The organism is Quyinboa ferrireducens (assembly GCF_042436675.1).
GTDB lineage: Bacteria > Bacteroidota > Bacteroidia > Bacteroidales > UBA5342 > JBHJHP01.
On sequence record NZ_JBHMVA010000012.1, the window covers coordinates 65,500 to 89,070 of the forward strand.

Annotated in this window: 18 protein-coding genes and 1 other RNA gene; 11 read left to right on the forward strand and 8 right to left on the reverse strand. The window is 37.2% G+C overall.

Annotated elements, in window-relative coordinates:
* The first annotated feature begins 300 nt into the window (after positions 1–300).
* The 11 genes from trxA to ACE01N_RS15620 all read left to right on the forward strand — a co-directional run bounded on the left by trxA (position 301) and on the right by ACE01N_RS15620 (position 13,510).
* Positions 301–618, forward strand: coding sequence for a thioredoxin (trxA, locus tag ACE01N_RS15570; RefSeq protein WP_375729285.1), 318 nt, complete (start codon positions 301–303; stop codon positions 616–618).
* Positions 619–706: 88 nt separating this feature from the next.
* Positions 707–1,798, forward strand: a complete 1,092-nt coding sequence (locus ACE01N_RS15575) for a glycosyltransferase (protein WP_380590946.1) — start codon at positions 707–709, stop codon at positions 1,796–1,798.
* Positions 1,799–2,054: 256 nt separating this feature from the next.
* Positions 2,055–2,909: a CvfB family protein gene (locus ACE01N_RS15580; RefSeq protein ID WP_380590949.1), complete on the forward strand. Its 855-nt coding sequence runs from the start codon at positions 2,055–2,057 to the stop codon at positions 2,907–2,909.
* 128 nt (positions 2,910–3,037) lie between these two features.
* On the forward strand, positions 3,038–3,496 hold the full coding sequence (locus ACE01N_RS15585; protein ID WP_380590952.1) for a hypothetical protein: 459 nt from the start codon (positions 3,038–3,040) through the stop codon (positions 3,494–3,496).
* 125 nt (positions 3,497–3,621) lie between these two features.
* Positions 3,622–4,269 (forward strand): ferredoxin--NADP reductase, encoded by a 648-nt coding sequence (locus ACE01N_RS15590; protein WP_380590955.1) that lies wholly within the window; start codon positions 3,622–3,624, stop codon positions 4,267–4,269.
* Between the two features lie 6 nt (positions 4,270–4,275).
* Entirely contained in the window at positions 4,276–5,298 is a 1,023-nt protein-coding gene (rlmN, locus tag ACE01N_RS15595; protein ID WP_380590958.1) for a dual-specificity RNA methyltransferase RlmN, read from the forward strand.
* A gap of 812 nt (positions 5,299–6,110) precedes the next feature.
* On the forward strand, positions 6,111–9,113 hold the full coding sequence (gene secDF / locus ACE01N_RS15600; protein ID WP_380590961.1) for a protein translocase subunit SecDF: 3,003 nt from the start codon (positions 6,111–6,113) through the stop codon (positions 9,111–9,113).
* A gap of 353 nt (positions 9,114–9,466) precedes the next feature.
* Positions 9,467–9,871, forward strand: coding sequence for a twin-arginine translocase TatA/TatE family subunit (locus ACE01N_RS15605; RefSeq protein ID WP_380590964.1), 405 nt, complete (start codon positions 9,467–9,469; stop codon positions 9,869–9,871).
* On the forward strand, positions 9,864–10,517 hold the full coding sequence (locus ACE01N_RS15610; RefSeq protein WP_380590967.1) for an ABC transporter ATP-binding protein: 654 nt from the start codon (positions 9,864–9,866) through the stop codon (positions 10,515–10,517). The genes ACE01N_RS15605 and ACE01N_RS15610 overlap by 8 nt, the downstream gene beginning before the upstream one ends.
* Positions 10,518–11,560: 1,043 nt before the next feature.
* Positions 11,561–11,956: a transfer-messenger RNA gene (gene ssrA / locus ACE01N_RS15615) on the forward strand.
* A gap of 249 nt (positions 11,957–12,205) precedes the next feature.
* On the forward strand, positions 12,206–13,510 hold the full coding sequence (locus tag ACE01N_RS15620; protein WP_380590970.1) for a site-specific integrase: 1,305 nt from the start codon (positions 12,206–12,208) through the stop codon (positions 13,508–13,510).
* Positions 13,511–13,519: 9 nt separating this feature from the next.
* On the opposite strand, the gene ACE01N_RS15625 is transcribed toward ACE01N_RS15620, so the two are convergent.
* The 8 genes from ACE01N_RS15625 to ACE01N_RS15660 all read right to left on the reverse strand — a co-directional run bounded on the left by ACE01N_RS15625 (position 13,520) and on the right by ACE01N_RS15660 (position 23,571).
* Positions 13,520–14,188 (reverse strand): uracil-DNA glycosylase family protein, encoded by a 669-nt coding sequence (locus tag ACE01N_RS15625; protein WP_380590973.1) that lies wholly within the window; start codon positions 14,186–14,188, stop codon positions 13,520–13,522.
* Between the two features lie 11 nt (positions 14,189–14,199).
* Positions 14,200–17,166, reverse strand: coding sequence for a type I restriction endonuclease subunit R (locus ACE01N_RS15630; RefSeq protein ID WP_380590976.1), 2,967 nt, complete (start codon positions 17,164–17,166; stop codon positions 14,200–14,202).
* Between the two features lie 138 nt (positions 17,167–17,304).
* Positions 17,305–17,820: a TIGR00725 family protein gene (locus ACE01N_RS15635; RefSeq protein ID WP_380590979.1), complete on the reverse strand. Its 516-nt coding sequence runs from the start codon at positions 17,818–17,820 to the stop codon at positions 17,305–17,307.
* A complete protein-coding gene (locus tag ACE01N_RS15640; protein ID WP_380590982.1) occupies positions 17,817–18,836 on the reverse strand; it encodes a U32 family peptidase in 1,020 nt (339 codons plus the stop codon). Before ACE01N_RS15640 ends, ACE01N_RS15635 begins: the two co-directional genes overlap by 4 nt.
* Positions 18,820–21,504 (reverse strand): hypothetical protein, encoded by a 2,685-nt coding sequence (locus ACE01N_RS15645; RefSeq protein WP_380590985.1) that lies wholly within the window; start codon positions 21,502–21,504, stop codon positions 18,820–18,822. Before ACE01N_RS15645 ends, ACE01N_RS15640 begins: the two co-directional genes overlap by 17 nt.
* Positions 21,480–22,247, reverse strand: a complete 768-nt coding sequence (locus ACE01N_RS15650) for a glycosyltransferase family 2 protein (protein WP_380590988.1) — start codon at positions 22,245–22,247, stop codon at positions 21,480–21,482. The genes ACE01N_RS15645 and ACE01N_RS15650 overlap by 25 nt, the downstream gene beginning before the upstream one ends.
* On the reverse strand, positions 22,247–22,864 hold the full coding sequence (locus ACE01N_RS15655) for a class I SAM-dependent methyltransferase (protein WP_380590991.1): 618 nt from the start codon (positions 22,862–22,864) through the stop codon (positions 22,247–22,249). The genes ACE01N_RS15650 and ACE01N_RS15655 overlap by 1 nt, the downstream gene beginning before the upstream one ends.
* Positions 22,864–23,571, reverse strand: coding sequence for an SAM-dependent methyltransferase (locus ACE01N_RS15660; RefSeq protein WP_380590994.1), 708 nt, complete (start codon positions 23,569–23,571; stop codon positions 22,864–22,866). The genes ACE01N_RS15655 and ACE01N_RS15660 overlap by 1 nt, the downstream gene beginning before the upstream one ends.

A 23,571-nucleotide genomic window follows, 5' to 3' on the forward strand; every position in this document is an offset into this window, starting at 1 on the left:
CCATAGTAATTATCGCGCGACGCCTGGTTAAAGTATTACAGAAACCGTCGTCCCCTTGCGATACCTGTCCTGGTTGTGATTTAAAGAAAAATTGGGAAGAATCGGGTAAACCAAAACATTGTTAAGCTGTTATAACAAGGTTTACAATTAAAAATGAATACAGGATACAGATTTACGATATACTTTGAGTTCTTTTTAAGTTGATATTTTGTTTAAAAAGACAGCCGGGAATAAATTCATATAAAAACCGGTAGACGTACTTTTGTTATCTGCGAAGCATAAAATTTAAAATAATATATCATGGCTATTGAAGTAACTGACAGTAATTTTGAAGAACTGATACTTAATTCAGACAAGCCAGCCCTGATCGATTTCTGGGCTGAATGGTGCGGACCTTGTAGAATGATTGGTCCAATCGTGGAAGATATGTCGTCGGAATACGATGGAAAAGCAGTAATTGCAAAACTTAATGTGGATGAAAATCCTGAAGTCTGTTCAAAATACGGCATCAGAAATATTCCAACCGTTTTGTTTTTCAAAGGTGGAGAAGTTGCCGACAAACAGGTAGGCGCTGTACCTAAAAATATTCTGGTGCAGAAGATGGAAAATCTTTTATAATCAAACAGCAGATTAAATACAACCCCGGTCCTTGCCGGGGTTTTTTGTTTTACTATCTTTATCATTGCTTTTAAATACAAACAATACGTTGAAAAATAATACACCCCGAATAACCATTGCCGTTATCTCTGATTTAAACACCGATCAGCGAATACAAAAGATTGCAACATCGCTTCAAAATAACCTGGGTCAGGTAACTGTTATTTGCCGAAAGCTCAGGCATGATAATCCAACATACGAATATAACGTCAGGAGAATAAGGCTACTGTTTAATAAGGGTTTTAAGTTTTATGCAGCCTTCAATATCCGTTTGTTTTTAAAATTATTGATCCAACCATCAGACATCATAGTATCCAACGATGCTGATACACTTCTCCCCTGTTACTATGTTTCAAAACTTAAAAGATGCAAACTGGTGTTCGACAGCCATGAGATCATGTCAGAGGTTCCGGAAGTTATTCATCGCCCTGCGGTTCAGAAATTCTGGAGATGGATAGAGCAAAAGTATATTCCAAAAATCCATTATAAGTATACGGTATGCAAATCACTCCAAAACTATTACAAGTCAGGATTTGAAGTGATCCGCAATGTGCCGTACAGGTTTGAGATTTCTGAAAATAAACAAAAAAGGGAAGAAAAACTGATCCTTTACCAGGGATCAGTTAATATGGGCAGAGGCATAGAAGATATCGTTGCGGCGCTACCATTTATTAGTAATGCTCTTTTTGTGATTGTTGGAGACGGTTACCTGATGAAGGAACTTCATTTAATGGTTCAGAACTCCAATGTGGCGGAAAAAGTTATTTTCAAAGGCAAAATGGATCCAAAAAAATTAAGCATCTACACTCAGCTTGCAGATCTGGGTATCTCAATAGAAGAAAACCTCGGTTTGAACTATTATTATGCGCTTCCCAATAAACTGATGGATTATATTCAGGCAGGAGTTCCTGTTCTTGTCAGTGATTTCCCTGAAATGAGGAATATTGTAAAAAAATACAAGGTTGGAGAAACACTAAAAAGCCGTGAACCGGAAGAACTGGCTCAACAAATAAACAGAATGCTTAACGATGAAGAACAGATACAAAAGTGGAAAGAAAACCTTAAAACTGCGGCCATTGAACTATGCTGGGAAAATGAAGAAAAAATATTGTTGAAACTGTACCGGGAAGTTCTGCATTAGCAAATCATACTTTATGTATTAACTCAATAATGAACCGCGTAATGGTTCCACCGAATAGAATCAGTACCATTCCTTTTAAAAATAAAAACAGTAAACCCGCTGTTCCAAACCTTTTGATGATCCTCGTTGCCTTCTCGCCCATACCTTTCATAACCATCATATTTGAAATTAAACACACTGTTTTATCTTAAAGTTTATCCGGTTATGTTAAATGAAATGAAAAATATATACAGCAACTGAATTATAACATCTATTTTTGCAACACAAAGAAAAGTATATGATCCATATCGGTAAAATAAATAGTCTGACATGCGTTAAGAAGGTGGACTTCGGTGCCTATTTCGATGGAGAAAGTTTTGGTGAAATACTCCTGCCTAAACGGTATGAACCGGAAAATCTGCAACCGGGTGATTCCTTAGAACTATTCATTTACAGCGATTCAGAGGACAGGCTCATTGCCACAACCAAGAGACCGCTGGCAATGGTTGGAGAAATTGCACACATGAAAATAGCAGATGCGAATAATATCGGTGCCTTTGCAGACTGGGGACTAATGAAGGATCTGCTGATTCCTTTCAGAGAACAGAGGTCAAAACTTAAGAAGGGACAGGAAGTTTTAATTGCCGTTGAATATGATTTTACGACCCAACGTATTTTCGGATCAACAAAAATTGAAAAATACCTTGATAATGTTCCGCCCGAATATGAAGAAGGACAGGAAGTAGATCTGGTGATATGGAATGAAACTGATTTTGGATACAAGGTTATTATCAATCAACAACATACAGGACTACTTTACAAAAACCAGGTATTTAAGCCTCTGAATCCCGGAGATGCCGTGAAGGGTTATATTCAAAAAGTTCGTGAAGACGAAAAAATAGATTGCATGCTTACTAAGTCTGGATTTGCAAAAACAGAAGGTTTAAGCGATCAGATTCTGGAAGCCCTGGAAGTAAATGGCGGAACACTGAATTTATCGGATAAAAGTTCACCTGAAGAAATTCAACAGCTTTTTCATTGCAGTAAAAAAGCGTTCAAAATGGCAATAGGAAGTTTATACAAAGACAAAAAAATTACAATTTCCCCAGAAAGCATTTCGCTAACACGCTAATTATAAATCATTTTCAATACAGTGAACCATTTTTAATCGTTTAACTAATTGTTTATAAATACCTCTTTTAATCATTTTAAGTTTTAAACGGAATACCGAAATTTATATAATTTTAAAAACGCAACATCATGCAAAATATTCAAAACATTATTATTGGACAGGGACTTGGAGATTTACGGTTTGGTATGTCAATGGATGAAGTAAAAGGCATTCTGGGTGATCCGGACGAAATTGAAAAGTATACAGATGATGATGAAGATGATAACCTTACCGAGACATGGCATTATGATGAACAGGAACTTTCGCTTTCATTTGATGAAATGACCGGATGGATCCTGGTAACCATTGCTGTAAGTTCTGTAGATTATGCCTTTGAAGGCTTAAAACTGATAGGACTTTCATTCGATAGTGTTATGCAGAAAATCAAAAAACTGGAACTGGGTGACATGGAATCGGAAGACATTACCGATGATGACGGGATGCAACAAAAGCTGGTCAGTTTTGATGACGTCGCCGTCAGTTTCTGGTTCGAGGAAGACTTGTTGTCGGAAATTATCTGGGCACCTGTCTGGGATGATGAAGCCTGAATACATTAAACCTTTTATTCCGGTTGCTGTTATACCGATTTGAAAATTAACATAAAACAGACTGACCATTTTCATAATTGGTTCAAACAGATGAACCAAACGGATTGTGAAGGTTATAAATACTGATGGAATTAAAAAAGGTAAATATACTGGAGCATACACAGCTAGCGCCCCAGGCTTTTCTTCTTAAAACAGAACGGATATTTGATTTTAAGCCGGGACAGTCGGTTGCAATTTCTGTTGATGACTCTATCCCTCCCCGTTTGTATTCCATTTGTTCGGGTGTGAACCGGAATTATATTGCAATTTTATATAAAGTAATTGAAAACGGCACTCTTACACCGTTGCTTGCCAAACTAAAACCAGGCAATAAAATATGGATGTCAGAACCGCTAGGATCCTTTTTGCATGGCGTAGACAATGGTTTCTGGATTGCATCAGGAACAGGTGTCGCACCGTTTGTTTCCATGCTGGAATCGGGAGTTTCGCCTCCGGTTCGGCTTCTGTACGGATCACGGACATCCACCGAAACATATTTCGCTTCATTCCTGCGGGAAAAACTGGGGAACCGTTTTACACCATGTGTGACCCGTGAAAATATGGCTGATGCATATACCGGAAGGATAACAGAATGGCTCAAAGATGCTCAGGATCTCCCTTTGGATTTAAAGTATTACCTTTGTGGCAGCCCCGAAATGGTAGTGGATGTGAGGGATATTCTGATAGAAAAAGGGGTGGAATTCAGGAACATCGCCTCCGAAATTTACTTTTAAGTGGATATGGATAAATTATTTGGGAAAACACTGGATGAACTGAAGGAAATTGTAGCAGAACTGGGACTTCTTGCATACACAGCTAGACAAATTTCAGACTGGCTGTACAAAAAAGATATTCATGATATTGATGCCATGTCTAACCTGGCAAAAAGAACACGCGATATACTGAAAACGCGGTTTGAATTTGGCCTTACTCCTAGTCATAATGTTCAGGAAAGTATTGACGGAACAAAAAAATACCTCTTCCCTACCATAGACCGAAAGTTTATAGAGACAGCTATGATCCCTGAAGACGACCGGGTAACCGTATGCGTTTCCTCACAGGTTGGATGTAAAATGGGATGCCTGTTTTGTATGACAGGTAAACAGGGTTTTCAGGGCAATCTGACTGCCGGTGATATCCTGAATCAGCTGAAAAGCATTGATGAATGGCAGAAGATTACCAACATTGTGTACATGGGAATGGGCGAACCGCTTGACAATCTGAACGAGGTTCTGAAAAGCCTTGAAATCCTTACGTCGGAATGGGGTTTTGCCATGAGTCCCAGACGAATAACTGTTTCAACCATCGGTTTGGTTCCCGGTATGAAATCCTTTTTAGACAAAAGCGAATGCCACTTGGCAGTAAGTATGCATACACCGTTCGATGAAGAACGCCGGGAATTAATGCCCATTCAGAACGTATATCCACTGGAAGAAGTCTTAAAGGAAATCCGTTCATTTGATTTTGGTCGTCAACGCCGTGTTTCGTTTGAGTATATCATGTTCAACGGGGTGAATGATACGCCTGCTCATGTTAAAGAACTCACCCGTTTGCTGAGTGGATTACGATGCAGAATCAACCTTATTCGTTTTCACCCTATTCCGGGCACACCGCTTACCGGTTCACCGGATCATAAAATTCAGGCATTTAAAGATGCATTGAATAAAAATGGAATTCTGACTACCATTCGTGCATCCCGTGGTCAGGATATATATGCCGCCTGTGGTCTGCTTTCTACCAAAGAGCTGATGAGAAAAGAATAATTCAATTACGAATTTATCCATTCCCTATAGCTACAAACCTGGTTACTGAGTGTGCCGATGCTAATCGGGATGTATCGAAGTAACCATATAATCAATTACGAATTTCGAATTAAGTCCTAAGGTTTAAAGGTAAAGTTCTCAGGATATAGATGTAATCCTTTCATTTATTTCTCGCTGATTAACGCAGATGAATATCGCAGATGAACGCGGATTATTTAGGAATGGGGAATTACGATTCATGGCTCACGATTCACGGCTTACGGGTGATGTTCTCAAAATATAAGCGTACCCTTATAACTTATTTCCCGCGGATTAACGCAGATTAAATCCACAGATGAACGCGGATTATTTAGGAATGGGAAATTACGATTCATGGCTCACGATTTACGATTCACGGCTTACGAGTGATATTCTCTAAATATAGGTGTACCCTTATAACTTATTTCCCGCGGATTAACGCAGATGAAAAACGCAGATTTTCGCCAAATTAATAACGAATTAAGATTCTTGACCTAACGCTCATGATGCCATTATAATCAAAAAAGCGCTGATCCTCCCCTTTTGGGGATTGAGGGTTAGCGATGGAACATATGTTATTATGTCTTTTGTCTTTTGTCTTACATCTTATATCTTTTGTATTACATCTTATGTCTTGTGTCTTAATACTTGATACCTGGCTCTAATCAGCCAAATGTTTTATAGCATCCGTAATAAAAGGGATTTATCTTTTTGTCTTCATAGGTTTTTAAAAAAGAACAACTATATTTGCACGTCAAAATTCAAAGTACTTAGAAATAGTAAAATTTAACCAAATGCAAAACAAAGGATTTGTAAGACTTTTCGCAATTCTTTTAGCTTTAGTGAGTATATATCAGTTATCATTCACATTTATAGCTGCCAACGTAGAGAAAAAAGCTAAAGAATATGCACAGGGCGATGCCCTTAAAGAGTTACATTACCTGGATTCTATGTCAAATGTAACTGTCTTTAATATCGGTATTGTTGACTATAATTACAAGGAATGTAAAGAATTAGAGATTAACCTTGGTCTTGACCTTAAAGGTGGTATGAATGTTATTCTGGAAGTATCTGTACCTGATATCGTAAGAGCGCTTTCGAATTACAGTCAGGATCCAACCTTTAATAAGGCAATCGCAATGGCCAAAGAAAAACTGACCAACAGTCAGAAGGATTTTATCACATTGTTTGGTGAATCATTTGAAGAGATTGATCCGGGAGCCCGTCTTGCCGCCATCTTCAATACCATGGAGCTGAAAGATAAGATTTCCTATAATTCTACAAACCAACAGGTTATTGATGTTATCAGAGCCGAAGCCCGCGATGCCATTGATAATTCATTCAACGTGTTACGTACCCGTATCGATAAATTCGGTGTAGCTCAGCCAAACATTCAACGTCTGGGACTTGAGTCATCAGGCCGAATCCTGATTGAACTTCCGGGTGTAAAGGACCGTGAAAGGGTTCGTAAACTTTTACAGGGAACAGCCAACCTTGAATTCTGGGAAACCTTTGATAACTCTCAGGTCTATCAGTATTTGCTGGAAGCCAATAACATCATTAAAGAAATTAATGAGGATAAGGCTGCCAGACAGGAAAAAGAAACAGCTGCTAACACAGATTCAGAGGCGAATGCTGATACTACAGAAGCCAAAGATCAGACATCAGATGAATTCAGTGACCTTATTCAGGAAGGTGCATCAAAAGATTCTACAGAGATCCAGACTGAAGAATCGATTCGAAAAAATTATCCGCTTTTCTCTGTTTTACAGCCAAATACAAATCAACAGGGTCAGTTAAGAAACGGTCCTGTAGTTGGTATAGCCCGTACAGCAGATACTGCACAGGTTGATACATATCTTAATCTGCCCAGGGTTAAGGAAATCCTTCCCCGTAATCTTAAGTTGTTATGGACCGCTAATCCAATGGATGAGGGCGGACAGTATTATCAGTTGATTGCGATAAAAGTTACCAACCGTGATGGTAGACCTGTTCTTGACGGAGATGCTATTTCTGATGCACGTGCAGACTTCGGTCAGAATAAAGCAAGTGCAGAGGTTGATCTTACCATGACTACTGATGGAGCAAAGGTATGGGCCCGTATTACAAAGGAGAATGTGGGTAAAAGCATTGCGATTGTACTGGATAATTATGTAAGGTCATTCCCTAATGTAATTGAAGAGATTAAAGGTGGTCGTACGCAGATTACAGGGATGGAATCGTTTGAAGAGGCAAAGGACCTTGCCAACGTTCTTAAATCCGGTAGAATGCCGGCACCGGCACATATCATCAACGAAAACGTTGTTGGCCCGTCGTTGGGTCACGAAGCCATCACTGATGGTCTGATGTCATTTATAGTGGCTTTCATCATTGTATTGCTTTACATGATCTTCTATTACGGTGTTAAAGCCGGTTTGATTGCTGACCTTGCATTGATTGCCAACCTGTTCTTTATTATGGGTGTACTTGCATCGTTCGGAGCCGTTCTTACCCTTCCGGGTATCGCGGGTATTGTTCTTACCATTGGTACTTCGGTGGATGCAAACGTGCTGATCTATGAGCGAATAAGGGAAGAAATAAAGGGCGGTAAGGCCATCAAAAAAGCTGTTGCAGCAGGTTATAAAAATGCAATCTCTGCCATCATTGATGCCAACGTAACTACATTCCTTACCGGTGTTGTACTTTATACGTTCGGTACCGGACCAATCAAAGGTTTTGCTACAACCCTGATGATTGGTATCGTAACATCGTTCTTTACAGCAGTATTTATGTCACGTTTGATTTTTGAACAACTGCTTAAGAAAGAAACACCATTAAAATTCGATACAAAAATCACCAGGAACCTGTTTGCAAATGCACATATCCAGTTTATCAGTAAACGTAAAATTGCATACTTCGTTTCAGGTGCACTTATTCTGGTCAGCATAATTTCTCTTGTAACAAGAGGCCTTGATCAGGGGATTGACTTTACCGGTGGACGTACATACGTAATTGAATTTGCAAAACCGGTAAACACTGTAGAAATACAGGATGCCATAAAAGGGCAATTTGAGGGTGAGTTGATGGATGTAAAAACCTATGGTGAAGCAAACCAGGTTAAAATAGGTACAAACTATCAGATCTATAATGATGATCCGGAACTGGATAATATTATTGAAGATAAATTTTATAAAGCCTTGAAACCATTCCTGGCTGAAGGTACAACATTTGAGAAATTCGTGGAAGATGATATCCGCTCATCCCAGAAAGTGGGACCAACCATTGCGGATGATATTAAAAAAGATGCCGTTTGGGCTATCCTTTTCTCTCTTGTAATTATCTTCCTGTATATCCTGATCCGGTTTAAAAACTGGCAGTTCTCGTTTGGTGCCGTTGCAGCACTGGCACATGACTCCATGATTACGCTCGGATTATTCTCACTCCTGTATGGCTATCTGCCATTCTCGCTGTCGATAGATCAGGCATTTATTGCGGCTATCCTGACGGTGATTGGTTACTCCATTAACGATACGGTGGTTGTATTCGACCGTATCAGGGAACGTATCACAGAATTCCCGAAACGCAAACGTGAGGATGTAATTAACGAGGCTTTAAACTCTACTTTGAGCCGTACTTTGAGTACGTCATTGAGTACGTTTGTGGTACTGTTGACCATCTTCATTTTCGGTGGAGAAGTAATCAGAGGTTTTGTGTTCGCGTTGATGGTTGGTGTTGTTGTGGGTACATACTCATCACTTTACGTGGCAACTCCGATTGCTTACGATACACAGAATGCAACAAAAAAGAAAAAGAAATAATTTATCTCTGGTAAATAATATGAAAGAGGCTTCTTTTGGGAGCCTCTTTTTTTTGCGCCCCTCCTCGTTTGCAACTACACTAACTGACTCACCCCAGTCCATAATTTCTACTAGTCCGTATCAAGATTCCCCTCTCTCTCACTTCCATTGCATTCCGTGACAAAGGCCGTTTCAACATAAATCCAAAAATAATTGCTTCTTCGAAGTGCCGGTCATGTTCCTAGAATAGCGTCAGAATAGGTAAGGCAGTTTATCCAAAACAATCTTGTTAACTAAGAGCCAGATGGGTCATGTTACATCAAATTCCTCAGTTTCTTCGCAATCCTTAACATTTTTCCACTCAGAGCCAATGTTTGTTTGAACCAAAACTTTGTATATTTGAGCCTGAAAAAGAAATACCGCGTTGTGTAGCGGTGGATTCAGACTATATGGGACCAGATTCATACATACTTCTCTCCTTCCCTTCCGGCGGTGAACTGATCATTGTGATCGTCGCCATCCTAATTCTGTTTGGTGCAGATAAGATCCCCGAATTTGCACGGATGTTTGGCAAAGGCATGCGCGAATTCAGAAGAGCTACCGAGGATATTAAACGTGAGTTCAATGAGGAAACCAGGGAAATAAGGGAAGAAATAGAAACAGAGAAACAGAGTCTGACAGATAAGATTAAAGAATTCAGAGAAGAACTGAACACTGAAAAAAAATCAACAGGAAAAAAAGAAACACCTAAATCTGAAGAAACCAATACAAATGCTTAAAGCCATTGATATCCATAAAAGTTTTGGGAATGTAGATGTACTGAAAGGTATAAATCTGACCATTAATAAAAGTGAAGTTGTTTCAGTGGTTGGTGCCAGCGGTGCAGGAAAAACAACCTTGCTGCAGATTCTGGGATCACTGGATAAACCGACAAAGGGACAGGTACTATTCGATAATATTGATATTCACAAACTGAAACCGGATCAGCTGGCAAGCTTCAGGAATACCAAAGTGGGATTTATTTTCCAGTTTCACCAGTTACTGCCTGAGTTTACTGCTCTTGAAAATATCATTATTCCTGCATTGATAGCCAGGAAATCCAGGAAAGAGGCTGAAGAGCGCGCCAAAGAACTGATGGACTTTCTTAAACTATCGCATCGTTCCACACACAAACCTGCGGAACTGAGTGGTGGCGAAAAACAACGTGTTGCTGTTGCACGTGCCTTGATCAATAATCCGGATATCATTTTTGGCGATGAACCGACCGGTAACCTGGACTCTAAAAACCGGGATGAACTGCATAAACTTATTTTTGAGCTCCGGGAACACTTTCACCAGACCTTTGTCATCGTATCGCACGACCAGGCAATGGCTAAGATTTCGGACCGTGTACTGACCATTAAGGACGGGATTATTTTTAGTTGAGAGTTACGAGTGGCTAGAGTTACGAGTGACTAGAGTTGGAAGTGACTAAAGTTACAAGTGACGGGTGACAGGCATTGATAAAATGAAAATGAATAGTGAAAAATGACTCACTCCGGTTTTGACTAATAGCCCGTTATCATTATTCTGCCCCCTCTCTTTTCAACGAGACAAAGAGAGGTAGTTCGTACAAGTTCATTGATTCATTTAAAAGATGGACACCAGAATATTTATAATTGCCACACCTCGATTATTGACATATCTTATGTCTTAAATCTTGTGTCTTATGTCTTGGCTCTAATACATACTATTTCATCAATTCGCCTGCAGTGCGGCCATGTAATGCCTATATTTCAGAAGACGATGCTTTCTCCGGCCTTAATTTACATAACTTCTAATTACCCATGGCGTGCTCCTCTGCTAAAGCTACGGCGACACGCAGATGCCATGGGCTGAATTGCGTTTTGCCCTTCAGGCAAATTTGGAGTGCATTCGTAAGGTATAATGAAATAATTACTGCTTGAGCATATCTATAATATGAAACACTTAATAAATAATTTGAATTTACATCATTGAACTAAGGCATTAACACCCCGAAGGGGTGATATTACTATAGCCCAGGGTAAGTGAGCGAAGCGAGTGCCACCCTGGGTTATAGTAGAAATGTAAATGAAGGCCGGGGTTAAAATCTCTTGATGAAATGAAATCGTATCAAGGCCGCAGGTGAAGTTCTTCTAATGATTTCTTTCTTCTTATATCTTAAATCTTACGTCTTGGTTCTTGGCTCTACTAAACATGACTCACCCCAGCTCAGGACGAATAGCCCGCTTACATCAAATTGACCCCTCTCTTTTTCTTCGCTGCTCTACGAAATAAAGAGGGGTAGCATGTTCAAGCCCGTTAATTCATTTAAAACAAGGTAATCATCATATTTAAATTATCAAACCTGGGTTATTCACTTATCTTATGTATTGGTTCTTGGCTCTTGGTTCTAAAATCTAAAATCTAAAATCTTTTTCCTACTTTTGTATTCCTTATTACAACACGGGGCTGACTGGTTTTGACAGCAAGATGAGGTGTTGTGTAAGCATGCCGGGCTTTGTACGCTGGCCCGCAAATCTCAACGTTCAGACTTATAATTGGCGAAACTAACTACGCTCTTGCCGCGTAACCGAATCACAGTAGGTTAGCTTATCCGGTATTAGATACCGGAGCGAGACATCGTCGGAAAAGCCCCTGCCCTGAGGCGGTTCCATCAGACGGTGCAGTAAATTCAGGGATAGGTTAACGGAAGCTCCGGCCGTTAATTGAAATTCAGGAGATAAGGCAGTAGTCGGTGGTCCTGATCCAGCTGCTGCACGAAAACCAAGTCGGGACTAAGCATGTAGAAAGCACATGACTTCCTTGTTTGGACGAGGGTTCGAATCCCTCCAGCTCCACTTTTTGAAAAAGCAAGCCAAAGCAAAATCCTGTAAATCCCTCATTTACAGGATTTTTATTTTTTACCTTAAAGCAGGTTGATGCATAAAAATGCATTTTTTAAGGTGCAAATTCGGGAGTGATTATATTTCTCCCAAAAAACTACTCCCGAATCAGGGCCTAATGCACTGTTTTGCAGTATTTTGCGTTTCATGTTTATTTCACTTTGCTATACATTTGGGTATTAACATTTTAAACAAAAAGTGATGAAAATGAACACATTTAATTTGAGATTTGTAGCAAGAAGCGCAAGTAGTAAAGAGAAAAACATGCATAGAATTTATGCGAGAATTACGATCAACCACGAAAGAAAGGAGTTCAGTTTAGGTTACGACATTACAGCAAACCTGTTCGACTCCAAAGCACAACGCTGTACCAGAACAACACGGGAAGCTAAACTTGCCAACGATTTTATTGACACCATGCGGTTTAAAATCAATAAGATTAGAAAGGATCTAATGTTTGAAGGATATGAAGTCAATATTGAGAATATCCAGCGTCGGATTAATGGCATCATACTGGAAGGTGAAAATGAAGTGCCTTTAATTATTGTATTTTACCTGAAGCACAACACTGACCTAAAACAGCTTATCGGTATTGATATCGCCTACGGTACATGGCAACGCCATGAAACCTCCGTGATGCATGTTCAAAAGTTTATTCAACATCACTATGGCAAAGACGATCTGCCCATTGATCAGATTGATTTTAGCTTTCTGAATGAATATGCCATATATCTTAAAACCGTTCGGAATTGTAACCATAACTCTTCTATGAAATACATTAAAAATCTGGGGAAGGTCATTCGCCTGGCCATTGCAGAAGGACATATTACAAAGAATCCGTTTGACAAGTTTAAACTGACCTATAAACCTGTTCTGAGAGAAGCTCTGAACCAGGATGAAATAAACAAGATAACCAGTGTGAAATTACCTGAGGAACGTCTTGACCAGGTACGGGACCTGTTTCTGTTTTGTATTTATACCGGTCTGGCCTTTGTTGACCTTAAGAAATTACGGATGGAACACATTGTGAAAGGACAGGGTGACACCTTGTGGATAAAAAACTCACGGCTTAAAACCCAAATTAGTTTTATGGTGCCTCTGCTCCCACTTCCTTTAAAACTAATAGAAAAATACAGTGACCATCCATTAAGGGAAAAAGAAGGTATTGTTATCCCCACCCCGAGTAACCAGAACTACAATTCCTATTTAAAGGAATTGGCAATCCGGGCAAAAATTATAAAAAATCTGACCACTCACCTGGCCCGGCATACCTTTGCCACTACTATCACCCTTGAACAAGGCGTACCGCTTGAAGTCGTATCTAAGATGTTAAGACATTCCAACATTAAAACCACACAGATTTATGCCAAGGTAACCGAAAACCTTGTCTCTGAAAGTACAAAACAGTTGCATGAAAAGTTCAGCGACACAGAAAAAATAGAGGATCAAAATCAGAACACTTCAGAATCGAGTACATCAGGTGATTCGTATGTGTATCATATAAAAGAGTAGTTCTTAAACTTATTTAAAATCAAAATTCATTTCTCTTGTATTTTTAAAAAATTCCAAGTATACAGGTAATGTTGCTCTGTAAAACTGTTTTCTTAAGCTCGGCTGGTGCGGAAAGGGAAAAAACGGCCTCCCTAATTTATTTGTGTTGACAAATGTAAAATTACCATCAGTTGATTTTGTTTTAGGATTATAGTCCCAATAATCTTTGAGAAACTTTTCCTGACTTGTTAATAATCTGAAAACGGGTTCACCTAAAGTAATAATTTTTGCATATGGGAAATGTGACATTTCTACTTTCAACAATTCAAGGTTCTTCTCAAAATGTGCTTCCAGTACATTAATTGTATCGGCCGGAGGAATGGTGTAAAAATACTTAAATAAATTGGTTGCATAAACATTTTCCAATGAAAGATCCAAATATGTAATAACCTGATTTAAGTATCTTTTTAAGGCATTCTCCTTGTTAAGATTAAGCGTACAGGTAATTCTCTTTCTGCTGTTAATATTTCTAATGGTTGGATCCTGACCTATTATAATGAGTTTAATTGCTTCAGATCCCATATAAGGTGGAACAGGAGACAATTCTAAATCTATTGGATTAATATCAAAATCCATTTCTGACTTTAATTCATTCCTTATTTCTAAGGCTTTAATTGTAATATCATCTTTTAGGTTCATGGTTTTGAGGTTTAATAGTACTCCTTAATATATGCATAAGCACGGTCAAATAGTAATTGATCTCTGTGCAACTTGTATTTCAGTAATGTTTTTCTCAGGGACTTTTGAACCTCCCGTTCACCTGAACTTGTTTTTTGCCAACCTGGGAAACGAACGATTCTTACTATAGAATCAATATCATTCACAATTCGTTCGACAACTGCCGGAGTCTGATCTGTTTTAATTTCCAGAAATAATTCAGATAATGCAGCTTTAGGTGTTTTTTCTAAAATTTGATCTTCCAATTCCTTTTCAGCCTGAACTGTTTCCTTAGCCAGCTTACAGAGTTCTTTTACGAATTCAATAGATGTGATTAAACCCAATTCCGCTTTATTCCTTAATTCTTCCAGACGTTCACTTAATTTCTTAAATTTTGGATTACCTGCATGTCTATTAAAACGCTGTATCAGTATTGTTTCCAGTTTCTTTGCATTCTTTGGATCTGGATTATTAAAAATATCATCAATCACATCAGCATCCAACACAAACTCTTCCAGGTGATGCACCTCTCCCACGTGAAGATTTTCATGGATTAACTGGGTTGTCTTGGCTCCTAAAGAAAACCATAACAGTTTTCCAATATTATTGGATGCCGGACGGACTGACTCAAACACCTGGGATAACCATTTATAATCCTGATGATAAATGTTCAGAATGGCATCCGGTGATAAGGATTCCCATAATTTGGAAAGATATTTATAATCGCGGGCAAATGCATCCTTTTTATCATTTGTGTTAATAGCATCCTGGGCAGCTTCAAGCCCTTCAAATCCTTCCAGCTTTCTGTCAACACCATTAAAATGTGCCAAAGTTCTTTCCATAGCATCCGGTAGTTGATCTCTAAGCTCAGAAAGATTAGAAATTACTTTCTTAACGCTGGATTCATCAAATTCAAGTGCTTTTGCAGTATCATCGAACACACCGAAATAATCTACAATCCTGCCAAATGACTTATTCGGGAACAGTCGGTTTGTCCGACAAATAGCCTGCAACAACGTATGATCCTTTAATGATTTATCCAAATACATGGTTTGCAAAACAGGCGCATCAAAGCCGGTGAGTAGTTTAGCCGTTACGATTAAAAACTTCAGCTCAGATAATGGATCATTAAACTCATCCACTATTTTTTCCTGCTGACTTTTATCAATGCCCCACTTCTGTTTGAATTCCAGTTCATCGTTTGCAGATGTGGAAATGACTACCTTACTGGTATCTTCTGAAAAATAGTTATCCAACTCTTCTTTATACTGCACACAAGCAAATCTGTCCGGGGTTACAATCATAGCTTTAAAACCATGCGGATCAACTTTTTCTTTAAAATGCGTAGCAATGTCTTTGACTATCTGACTTACCCTTTCAGGTGCTTTCAAAAAAGCGGCCATCTTAGCAGACTTTCGGTTCAAAGCATCGGCCTCTTCATCGGTTAAGACAGCTTCTTCTTTAAAGGCTTCAAAAGCCCTGTCTATACTTTCAGTGTCCACATGTACATCAACAAGCCTTGGTTCAAAATGTAAGGGTAAGGTAGCATCATCACGCAACGAATCCTGAAAGGTATAGCGGGACAAATAACCGCCTTCATCTTCTTCTGATCCGAATGCCCAGAAGGTATTTTTATCCGCCTTGTTAACCGGCGTTCCTGTAAGACCAAATAAAAATGCGTTTGGTAGTGCTGCCCTCATTTGACGACCTAAATCACCTTCCTGGGTTCGATGTGCTTCATCCACCAAAACAATAATATTGTCACGGGTATTCATATTGGGTTTTGCATCCCTGAATTTATGAATCATGGATATTATAATCTTCCGGGTATCTCTCTCCAATAAAGTCTTCAGTTCATTTATGTTGTCAGTGCTTTGCACATTAGGGATATCAGCGGCATTAAAAGTACCGATTATTTGAGTATCAAGATCCGTTCTGTCAACCAGGACAATAACAGTCGGACTTTTTAATTCTGCAGTTCTCCGAAGTTTCTGTGCTGCAAAAACCATTAACAGTGATTTGCCGGATCCCTGAAAATGCCAGATCAACCCTTTTTTTAGTCTTCCTTCCCTAACCCTGAGAACTATTTTATTGGCTCCACCGTATTGCTGAAAACGACATATTATTTTTGTACGTTGTTTCTTTTTATTGGTTGAAAAGAGCGAAAAATTCTGAAGTATATCTAACAATCTAACGGGTGAAAGCAGATCAGATAATTCCTTTCCAACTTCTCCTAAACCCAGGCGTTTGGCCAGAGCATCATCATCATTTTCAAGACGCCACGGAGACCAATGATCCAGAGGAGTTCTTACTGCTCCGTAATACAGTTCTTTTCCTTCGGTGGCAAAGGATAATATATTAGAAACGAATAACTGAGGAACAGCATTTTCGTAAATATCGTGTATCTCATGTGCACCATCCAGCCAGCTAATAGATGGACGAATGGGTGTTTTGGCTTCACCCACCACAACCGGAAGGCCATTTATCAGTAATACAATATCAGGTATTTTGGTTTCCCGATGACGAATTCGAAACTGATTGGTTATAATGAAGGAATTATTATCAATATGGTCAAAATCGATTAAACGCACCGGTACATAGCGGTTATTTTTTCCAAACGGCATAGTTTTATCGCCTGTCATCCATTTGAAAAACTCTTCATTGGCTTTGACTAAACCTATTTGGTTTACAGAAATTAATATGGCCCTTAGTTTATAAATGACTTCATCCGCCAACTCATGATTGTGGTTGATTTCGGGGTTAATCCGGATCAAAGCATTTCTCAATTCCTCTTCAACAATAACTTCATTTACACCACGATTAATCTTTGATGCCGGTTTATAGATCCAATGCTTTCCATAGTAGACCAGTGCATCTTCGACAGTTTCAGCATTTAAGTTAACGCCACTTAACTGACTGACAATAAAATTTTCAACACTGTTTAGTTCGGTAAAGGTCATAATGAAAAGTTGATGATAATAAGTTTGACTTTAAAATTAATAAAAATCAAAGCTAACATATGTCTTTCTTAAAATTTTATTCAAAATCTTTAGACTACAATACCAACTTGTAGCACAAAAGAAATAGTATTGATTTTGTCAGTTTTTTGTATTCAGTAATAATAACTGTTCTTTTAACTCATCAAAACATGATACACCTATCAGTGGATATTTTTTCCTATTATCCAGCGTTTTATTTGCAAGATTAGCCGCCCAACCTGAATATTGAGTGAAGCATATTACTTTTTTGTCAAACTGCCATGCAAGTGAAATTTCAGACAATGTACCTGCCCCTCCCCCAACAGCTAAGACAACATCACCTGAATTGACAACAATAACGTTTCTGGCAAATCCTATTCCTGTTGGTATGACTATATCACAATAAATATTTGCTTCATTGCGATTGGTCCCCGGTATAATTCCAACTGTTTTACCAAAGGAATAAGTATCCGACCGTTTTGCTCCTTTGCAAACTGCTTCCATTAACCCATGCATTCCACCACATACTATGATAAAATTATTATCTATTAAAAACTTACCCAGCTGAATTCCAAATTCATATATATCAGGTGTACAAGCACTTGTATTCGGGCCAATAACAGAAATTGTTTTCATATTTTTTTGAATGTATTAGTACAATAATCACACGTAAAACATAATTCTGAACAGTTTCTTTCAGTACTAAAGAAAGACTCAACAAATCCAATTTTATCCAGAGAAGAATTTTTTAATTTGTCACTAATTTCCGGAAATTGTTTTTCAAAACCTGGGAAAATATAAAATAGAGAATCATTGGGTGTACTACGATTTAAATATGCCCTTATTAAATCCAAAAGTATTTTGGGCTCCAATGTTCTTCCCTGGATTTTTAGATTTTTCACACCAATGTTCTCATACAGAGACAGGTCTTCAGGTCTTATCCACGTCGCCTTAAGGAAATTTTCTTTTTGCTGGTTAAATGCAGAGATACAATACTTTAAACAGAATTCAGTATCAATAACATTTAAATCACTCCCTGATGACAATGCTCCATTCTCATTCGCATGGTATTGTTGTAAAGGGCAATCAAACAAACATGTTGAATTAACAAGTAGAGAATAATTTTGCCCCTGGATCTTTAACATCTTTAAAAACCGAATATTTCTGTTTACAGTTCTGTCAAGAACAACACGATGACATCCATCTTTCAGAAGCTTATTAAACCTGTAAGCAGTAGCTGTTTGCAGATTTATTGATCCTATTATTTTCAATTCAGGCCAGTTATCTTTTACAAAAGCAATCAGGTATGGATTTGCCAATACAAGTGCATCGATACCTGTACCGATAATAGAACTAATTTCCGTTTTTATATCATTCCTATTTTCCGTATACCTTTCCAGCATACCATTCCATGGACTGTTTAAGGTGTAATGAAATTCAATGCCCAAATCATGAACCTTCTTAACAAAATGTGCTAGTTCCTGATGGTCTAGCTGTGGTATCTTCTTACTAAACCTTGCCTGACCTATAACACTCTTTTGTATTGCTCCATATACACTTCCAATCTGTACTAATTCCTCCTTTTCCAGCCCTGCCAATCCATCAATATATTCCCTACGGAATAACATAGGTATATCAAATCGTATTGCCATAATTAACAAGTTTAAGCGCGTTATAATCAATTTTCGCTAATGGTTCAGATAATACATCTTTGAGTAACCCAAAATATGGACTATGATTAACGTTAGGGCATATCTTTTCAATATCATATAGTACTAATCTTGCCAGTTCAATATTTTTGTTGTACTTGCGAAGTCGTTCTACAATTTTACGTCTCACAACAGCCATATCGATATCCATAACAAGTTCAGAATCGGATTCATTTATTGACTCCCAAAATCCAACACCAATAACATCTGATAAGGCTTTTCTCTGGAGTGATTCTTTACTTATATTATCACATCGTGATTTACGATTGTGAGTGATTGCCAGATTTTTCTTTTTTATTTTATACCCTTTTTGGTGGTTACGTAAAAACCATATTGCATCTGAACGTCTGGAAATTAAACCAAAATAATTAAGCGCATAGTATTCATCTGTTGAAAGTAATTCATCATTCATATATAATGTATTACCTCCAGAAACGATCGATTCATCATTTACGTCCCATGCAGAGATAAATCCATCACGTTTTTGAAAATTGGCAAACAGGGGTCTTGAAGCGGGTGTGCCGTTCAGCAATTTATAGAAGAAACTATTAAGAAATTCATCCTGGTCTGAACTATTACTTATCCATACTTCTGGTATAACTGGAAAATAATCAATTTTTTCTCTGCTTAAGTCATAATAATAATTCGGTGCCAATTTAATCTGATTTAGCACTTTCCCCCGATTATTAACTAAACCATTTTTAAGAAATTCTCTAAGATCCATTAGTTGAAGTCGAATTGTTGATAATTCCGGTATTGGACATGAACCACTGTTGCCGCCAACGATAGCATCTGATTTGCCCTCATTTATCAAGCATTCCATTCTATGAAATACTGATCCTACCCTAAGTTCTTTGGCAAAATCCCTCTTATCAGGAATTGTCATTTTGAATTCAAAATCATCATCAAGAACCCATACTGGTTTATTACTACTGGCATGCCAGTCCAACTTCTTCAGCCACTCTATTAAGTAAATACGGGATTCAGCAATTGAATACGGTCGTTTATTAAATCTATTTTTTTCTATCCATGGGATATACTTTATATTAACTTTTTCATGTTTAAAGTTAGCGCAAAAATCATGATTGTTTTGGACAATATCTACGTCCTTACTGTTTTCAATAATAAGGATATCAAACAAAATACCCTCTTTTTTGGTATTCCATCCTGAAACTGATAGTTCTTCAACCAATGAATCTACCATTGTCTTTATGGCTCCATCCGAATCAGTGGTGGTACATGCTAATCTGAAACTCAAGTTTCTGGCAGGATATAATGTTTCATATTTTTGACAAATTAAATTAATACGATTTTGTATTTCCTGAATATTTTGCGAACCAGACCAAATTCGTTCAAAAAGCAGCGTCTCAGCATCATGTAAAATATTGGGGAAACCAGTGATAAATTCATCACCTGACAATACCTCATCATTACAGAGTTTATCATGTTGAGAGTTACTCTTCACTGCGTTATCGAAGCCTTTTTGTTTAAAAAAATCTAAAATATTATTAGCGACACTTTCTGCTCCGGGTGCACCCAATATCTCCAGATATTTCTTTTGTTTTACAAAATAATCAGGCTTCAATGAATCATTCAACTGATCTTTTAAATGAGTTACAATTTTTGATTTTGTTACAGTGTCATTAGCTAATTTATTAATCGCTATTAATACTTCTGTCGTAAGTTCAGATTCAATTATAGTCTCATGATTTAAACTTGAGAATTCCGGATAATAATCTGGAAGATTTAAACCTTTATTTATTAATCCTGCATTTTCTAAAATGGTGGTTTGTATTATTTGACTAGCATTTTGTGGTGGTAAAAAAATAACTTTCTTTTCCAGATATAATCCTTCAAATGTCGCGTATTGTCCGGGACTGGTAAAAAATATTTCTGATTTAAGTAAGGTATCTAAAAACTCTTCTTTGCTAAACGTTTTCAGCATAAAACTCTTACTGTACTTATGGGTTTTTATTGAATTTATTGATGCCTGTCCTCCGGCTATTATATATGTATAATCTTTAAATAAACTTTCCTTTCTAAGTTCATCCAACAGTTCGATAACGACATTTATATATCTGGAATTTATACCAGGTTTTATGTATTGATTTGCGCCACCTCCAATATTTATTAGCACTTGCTTCTTAATAAATACTTTTTTTTGTGGTAAGGATATTATGGGACCTACCTCAATTGATCCTTTAGGCAATGTGATACTTTCAACAAAGTATTTTTCAATGAAACATGCCTCAGCTTCTTTCCAAACTCTATGGTTTTTATTGGATGGATACCAATAATGAATATCTACATAAAAAACCGGTATTTCTAAATCCAGATAAGTATTTAAATTCGTTGAGTTTGAAATGACAAGAATTGCATCATATTTTCGAAAATCAACACTTTTCTTTATTGACTCTGCATCTTTATTATTAATCTTTATTGTACTTTCAATTAAATCACTGCTTTTTAAAATTTTCTCAGTTACTCCCCATACGAATGCAGTATTCGAGCTGGATAAATATTTCAGTATGGCCAGCAATGCAGAACTTGAGCCATACGCCATTTGGTTTGTGTCACAAAGAAGTCTTATTTTATGATTTTTGTTTGCCATAATTTCATCGCTCTTTTAATAAATTCTTCTCTTTGAACTTCTGACATATAAATTTTATATCGTTGATAAAAATGTTCTATACCAATTCTTTGGTCCGGAGTTTTGGTCATAGATAATCGGTTGCCAGTATGAGAATAATAAATGATTAAATACTCAGGTATTGATTTATACTTTAGTTTAGGATGGAAAAGTGCCCTAAGCATAAAATCATTATCTTCAAATATGTGGCTAAAATTCAGATCATCGAAACCATGTATCTGATTAAAAAATGCCTTTTTTACGGTTACATTTGAGCCCTGAATTCCGGGATTTTTTACCAGTAAATCATCAATTGTTATATTCTTAGGTGGTATCTTATACTCAAATATCTCTTTCCCCTTTTTCTTATATATCCCGGTAAAAATTAGATTATATCCGTTGTCAATTTCTCTTTTCACCCGGTCTAAATAGTTTTCTAACCAAACATCGTCATCATCCAAAAAACTTATATACTCATTTCTTGCACGTAATACCGCCTGATTTCTGGCTCCTGAGACGCCATTGTAATTGTTGTAATCCTGCTTTATATAATTAAATCCATATTTATCGCATAGCATTTTGTTTTTGCTAACTGTATTTAAATTAACAGACCCATCAATTACAATTATTTCATTAGGGGATTCAGTTTGTTTTATTACTGAATTAATGGCTCGTTTTAATAATTCATGTCTGTTTTTAGTGGGAATTATTGCAGTTATATTCATTATTTTTTGTCAACTTTTAAAATCAACCTCAACTCATTATTCCAACCTGAAGGCAAACAAAAACCTGCAGGTTCAACAAAACCGTATTTATTTCTGATCACCTCCTGCATGTAAATTATTTTGCTGATATAGCGTTTAAAAAGCATTTGTATTTCTTCTGGATTATCAAAATCAACAGCTTCTTCTTTCCCATAATCATCAAATGGAATTGTATGTAACCAAAATGCCCCTTTAACTGAAACTCTGTACATCTCTTCAATAGCTTTTTGAGGAAATAGTGAATGATCAAGAGAATGGTGTGTGTAAACAATATTAAATATATGATCAGAAAATGGTAGAAAATGCATATCTCCTTCGATAACTCTATTTGAACGGGGATAAATATCTACCGCTGTCACATTTTTATATCCCAGCTGTTTGAATGCCTCAATTTCAATACCATATCTGGCTCCAACACATAATACTTTACTATTTTCTTTCTCACTTTCAGGTATTGATAATTTTGAAATTAAGTCAATGTGTTTAGAAAAAAGCTTCAACTCATATATGCGATCTACGCTTTTCCATTGCTTATCTTTATAATCTTGATAATTATCTGTTGAAATTAATTGTTTCATTAATCCGAAATAATAAAAATAATTGTATGTTTATTTAACTTCTTTCCTGTAATTTCATTTTCCACATTATCCAGTGTGGTGCATATAATGGATTCATCCTTCCACGAAATTTTATATGCAAATATCACACGACAGTTTGGCTTATAATACTCTTTAAGTAGTTTTAAAATCAAATGCCATTCTCTGTATGACTGGTAAAGGACTAAGGTTGGGGTTGTCATTAAAACTCTCTTCAATTTATCCGGGCTAAACTGCTCTGAGTCCATAAGTCTTTCAAAACTGGTTACTAAAACATTTTGATTTTTCGCAAAGGATGTTAAATCAATCTTTGCTTTTGCGCACAATGCATTCATTGCACTTATACCAGCAACAATTTCAAAGTCATAGTTTAACTCTTCAAAGAGTTCAATATATTCATCAACCGTAAACTGTTCATTAAACTGACCTGAAAACATCGAAATATCACCTGGTAATAATATTGCAACTTCTTTGTTATCCCTAATAGCCTTTTCCAGGATTGATCTAAATGTAGTTTTATCGATATATTTTCCTGTTATAAGTTCTTTTTCTTTAAAAAGATCACATATTTCCTCTCCAATCATTTCACCAACGTAAATGCCAATATCGACTCTCTGTATAGCCCTGTAAGCCTTAATCGTCAGATAACCTATATCGTTTCCCGGCCCAATGCCAATAATGTAATTCAT

Bases quoted from the DNA above. Each gene is read 5' to 3' on its own strand.
- ACE01N_RS15660 (WP_380590994.1), bottom strand. From the start codon at position 23,571: ATGAATTACATTATTGGCATTGGGCCGGGAAACGATATAGGTTATCTG.
- ACE01N_RS15645 (WP_380590985.1), bottom strand. From the start codon at position 21,504: ATGGCAAACAAAAATCATAAAATAAGACTTCTTTGTGACACAAACCAA.
- ACE01N_RS15640 (WP_380590982.1), bottom strand. From the start codon at position 18,836: ATGGCAATACGATTTGATATACCTATGTTATTCCGTAGGGAATATATT.
- ACE01N_RS15635 (WP_380590979.1), bottom strand. From the start codon at position 17,820: ATGAAAACAATTTCTGTTATTGGCCCGAATACAAGTGCTTGTACACCT.
- ACE01N_RS15650 (WP_380590988.1), bottom strand. From the start codon at position 22,247: ATGAATATAACTGCAATAATTCCCACTAAAAACAGACATGAATTATTA.
- ACE01N_RS15625 (WP_380590973.1), bottom strand. From the start codon at position 14,188: ATGAACCTAAAAGATGATATTACAATTAAAGCCTTAGAAATAAGGAAT.
- ACE01N_RS15630 (WP_380590976.1), bottom strand. From the start codon at position 17,166: ATGACCTTTACCGAACTAAACAGTGTTGAAAATTTTATTGTCAGTCAG.
- ACE01N_RS15590 (WP_380590955.1), top strand. From the start codon at position 3,622: ATGGAATTAAAAAAGGTAAATATACTGGAGCATACACAGCTAGCGCCC.
- rlmN (WP_380590958.1), top strand. From the start codon at position 4,276: ATGGATAAATTATTTGGGAAAACACTGGATGAACTGAAGGAAATTGTA.
- ACE01N_RS15610 (WP_380590967.1), top strand. From the start codon at position 9,864: ATGCTTAAAGCCATTGATATCCATAAAAGTTTTGGGAATGTAGATGTA.
- trxA (WP_375729285.1), top strand. From the start codon at position 301: ATGGCTATTGAAGTAACTGACAGTAATTTTGAAGAACTGATACTTAAT.
- ACE01N_RS15655 (WP_380590991.1), bottom strand. From the start codon at position 22,864: ATGAAACAATTAATTTCAACAGATAATTATCAAGATTATAAAGATAAG.
- ACE01N_RS15620 (WP_380590970.1), top strand. From the start codon at position 12,206: ATGAACACATTTAATTTGAGATTTGTAGCAAGAAGCGCAAGTAGTAAA.
- secDF (WP_380590961.1), top strand. From the start codon at position 6,111: ATGCAAAACAAAGGATTTGTAAGACTTTTCGCAATTCTTTTAGCTTTA.
- ACE01N_RS15585 (WP_380590952.1), top strand. From the start codon at position 3,038: ATGCAAAATATTCAAAACATTATTATTGGACAGGGACTTGGAGATTTA.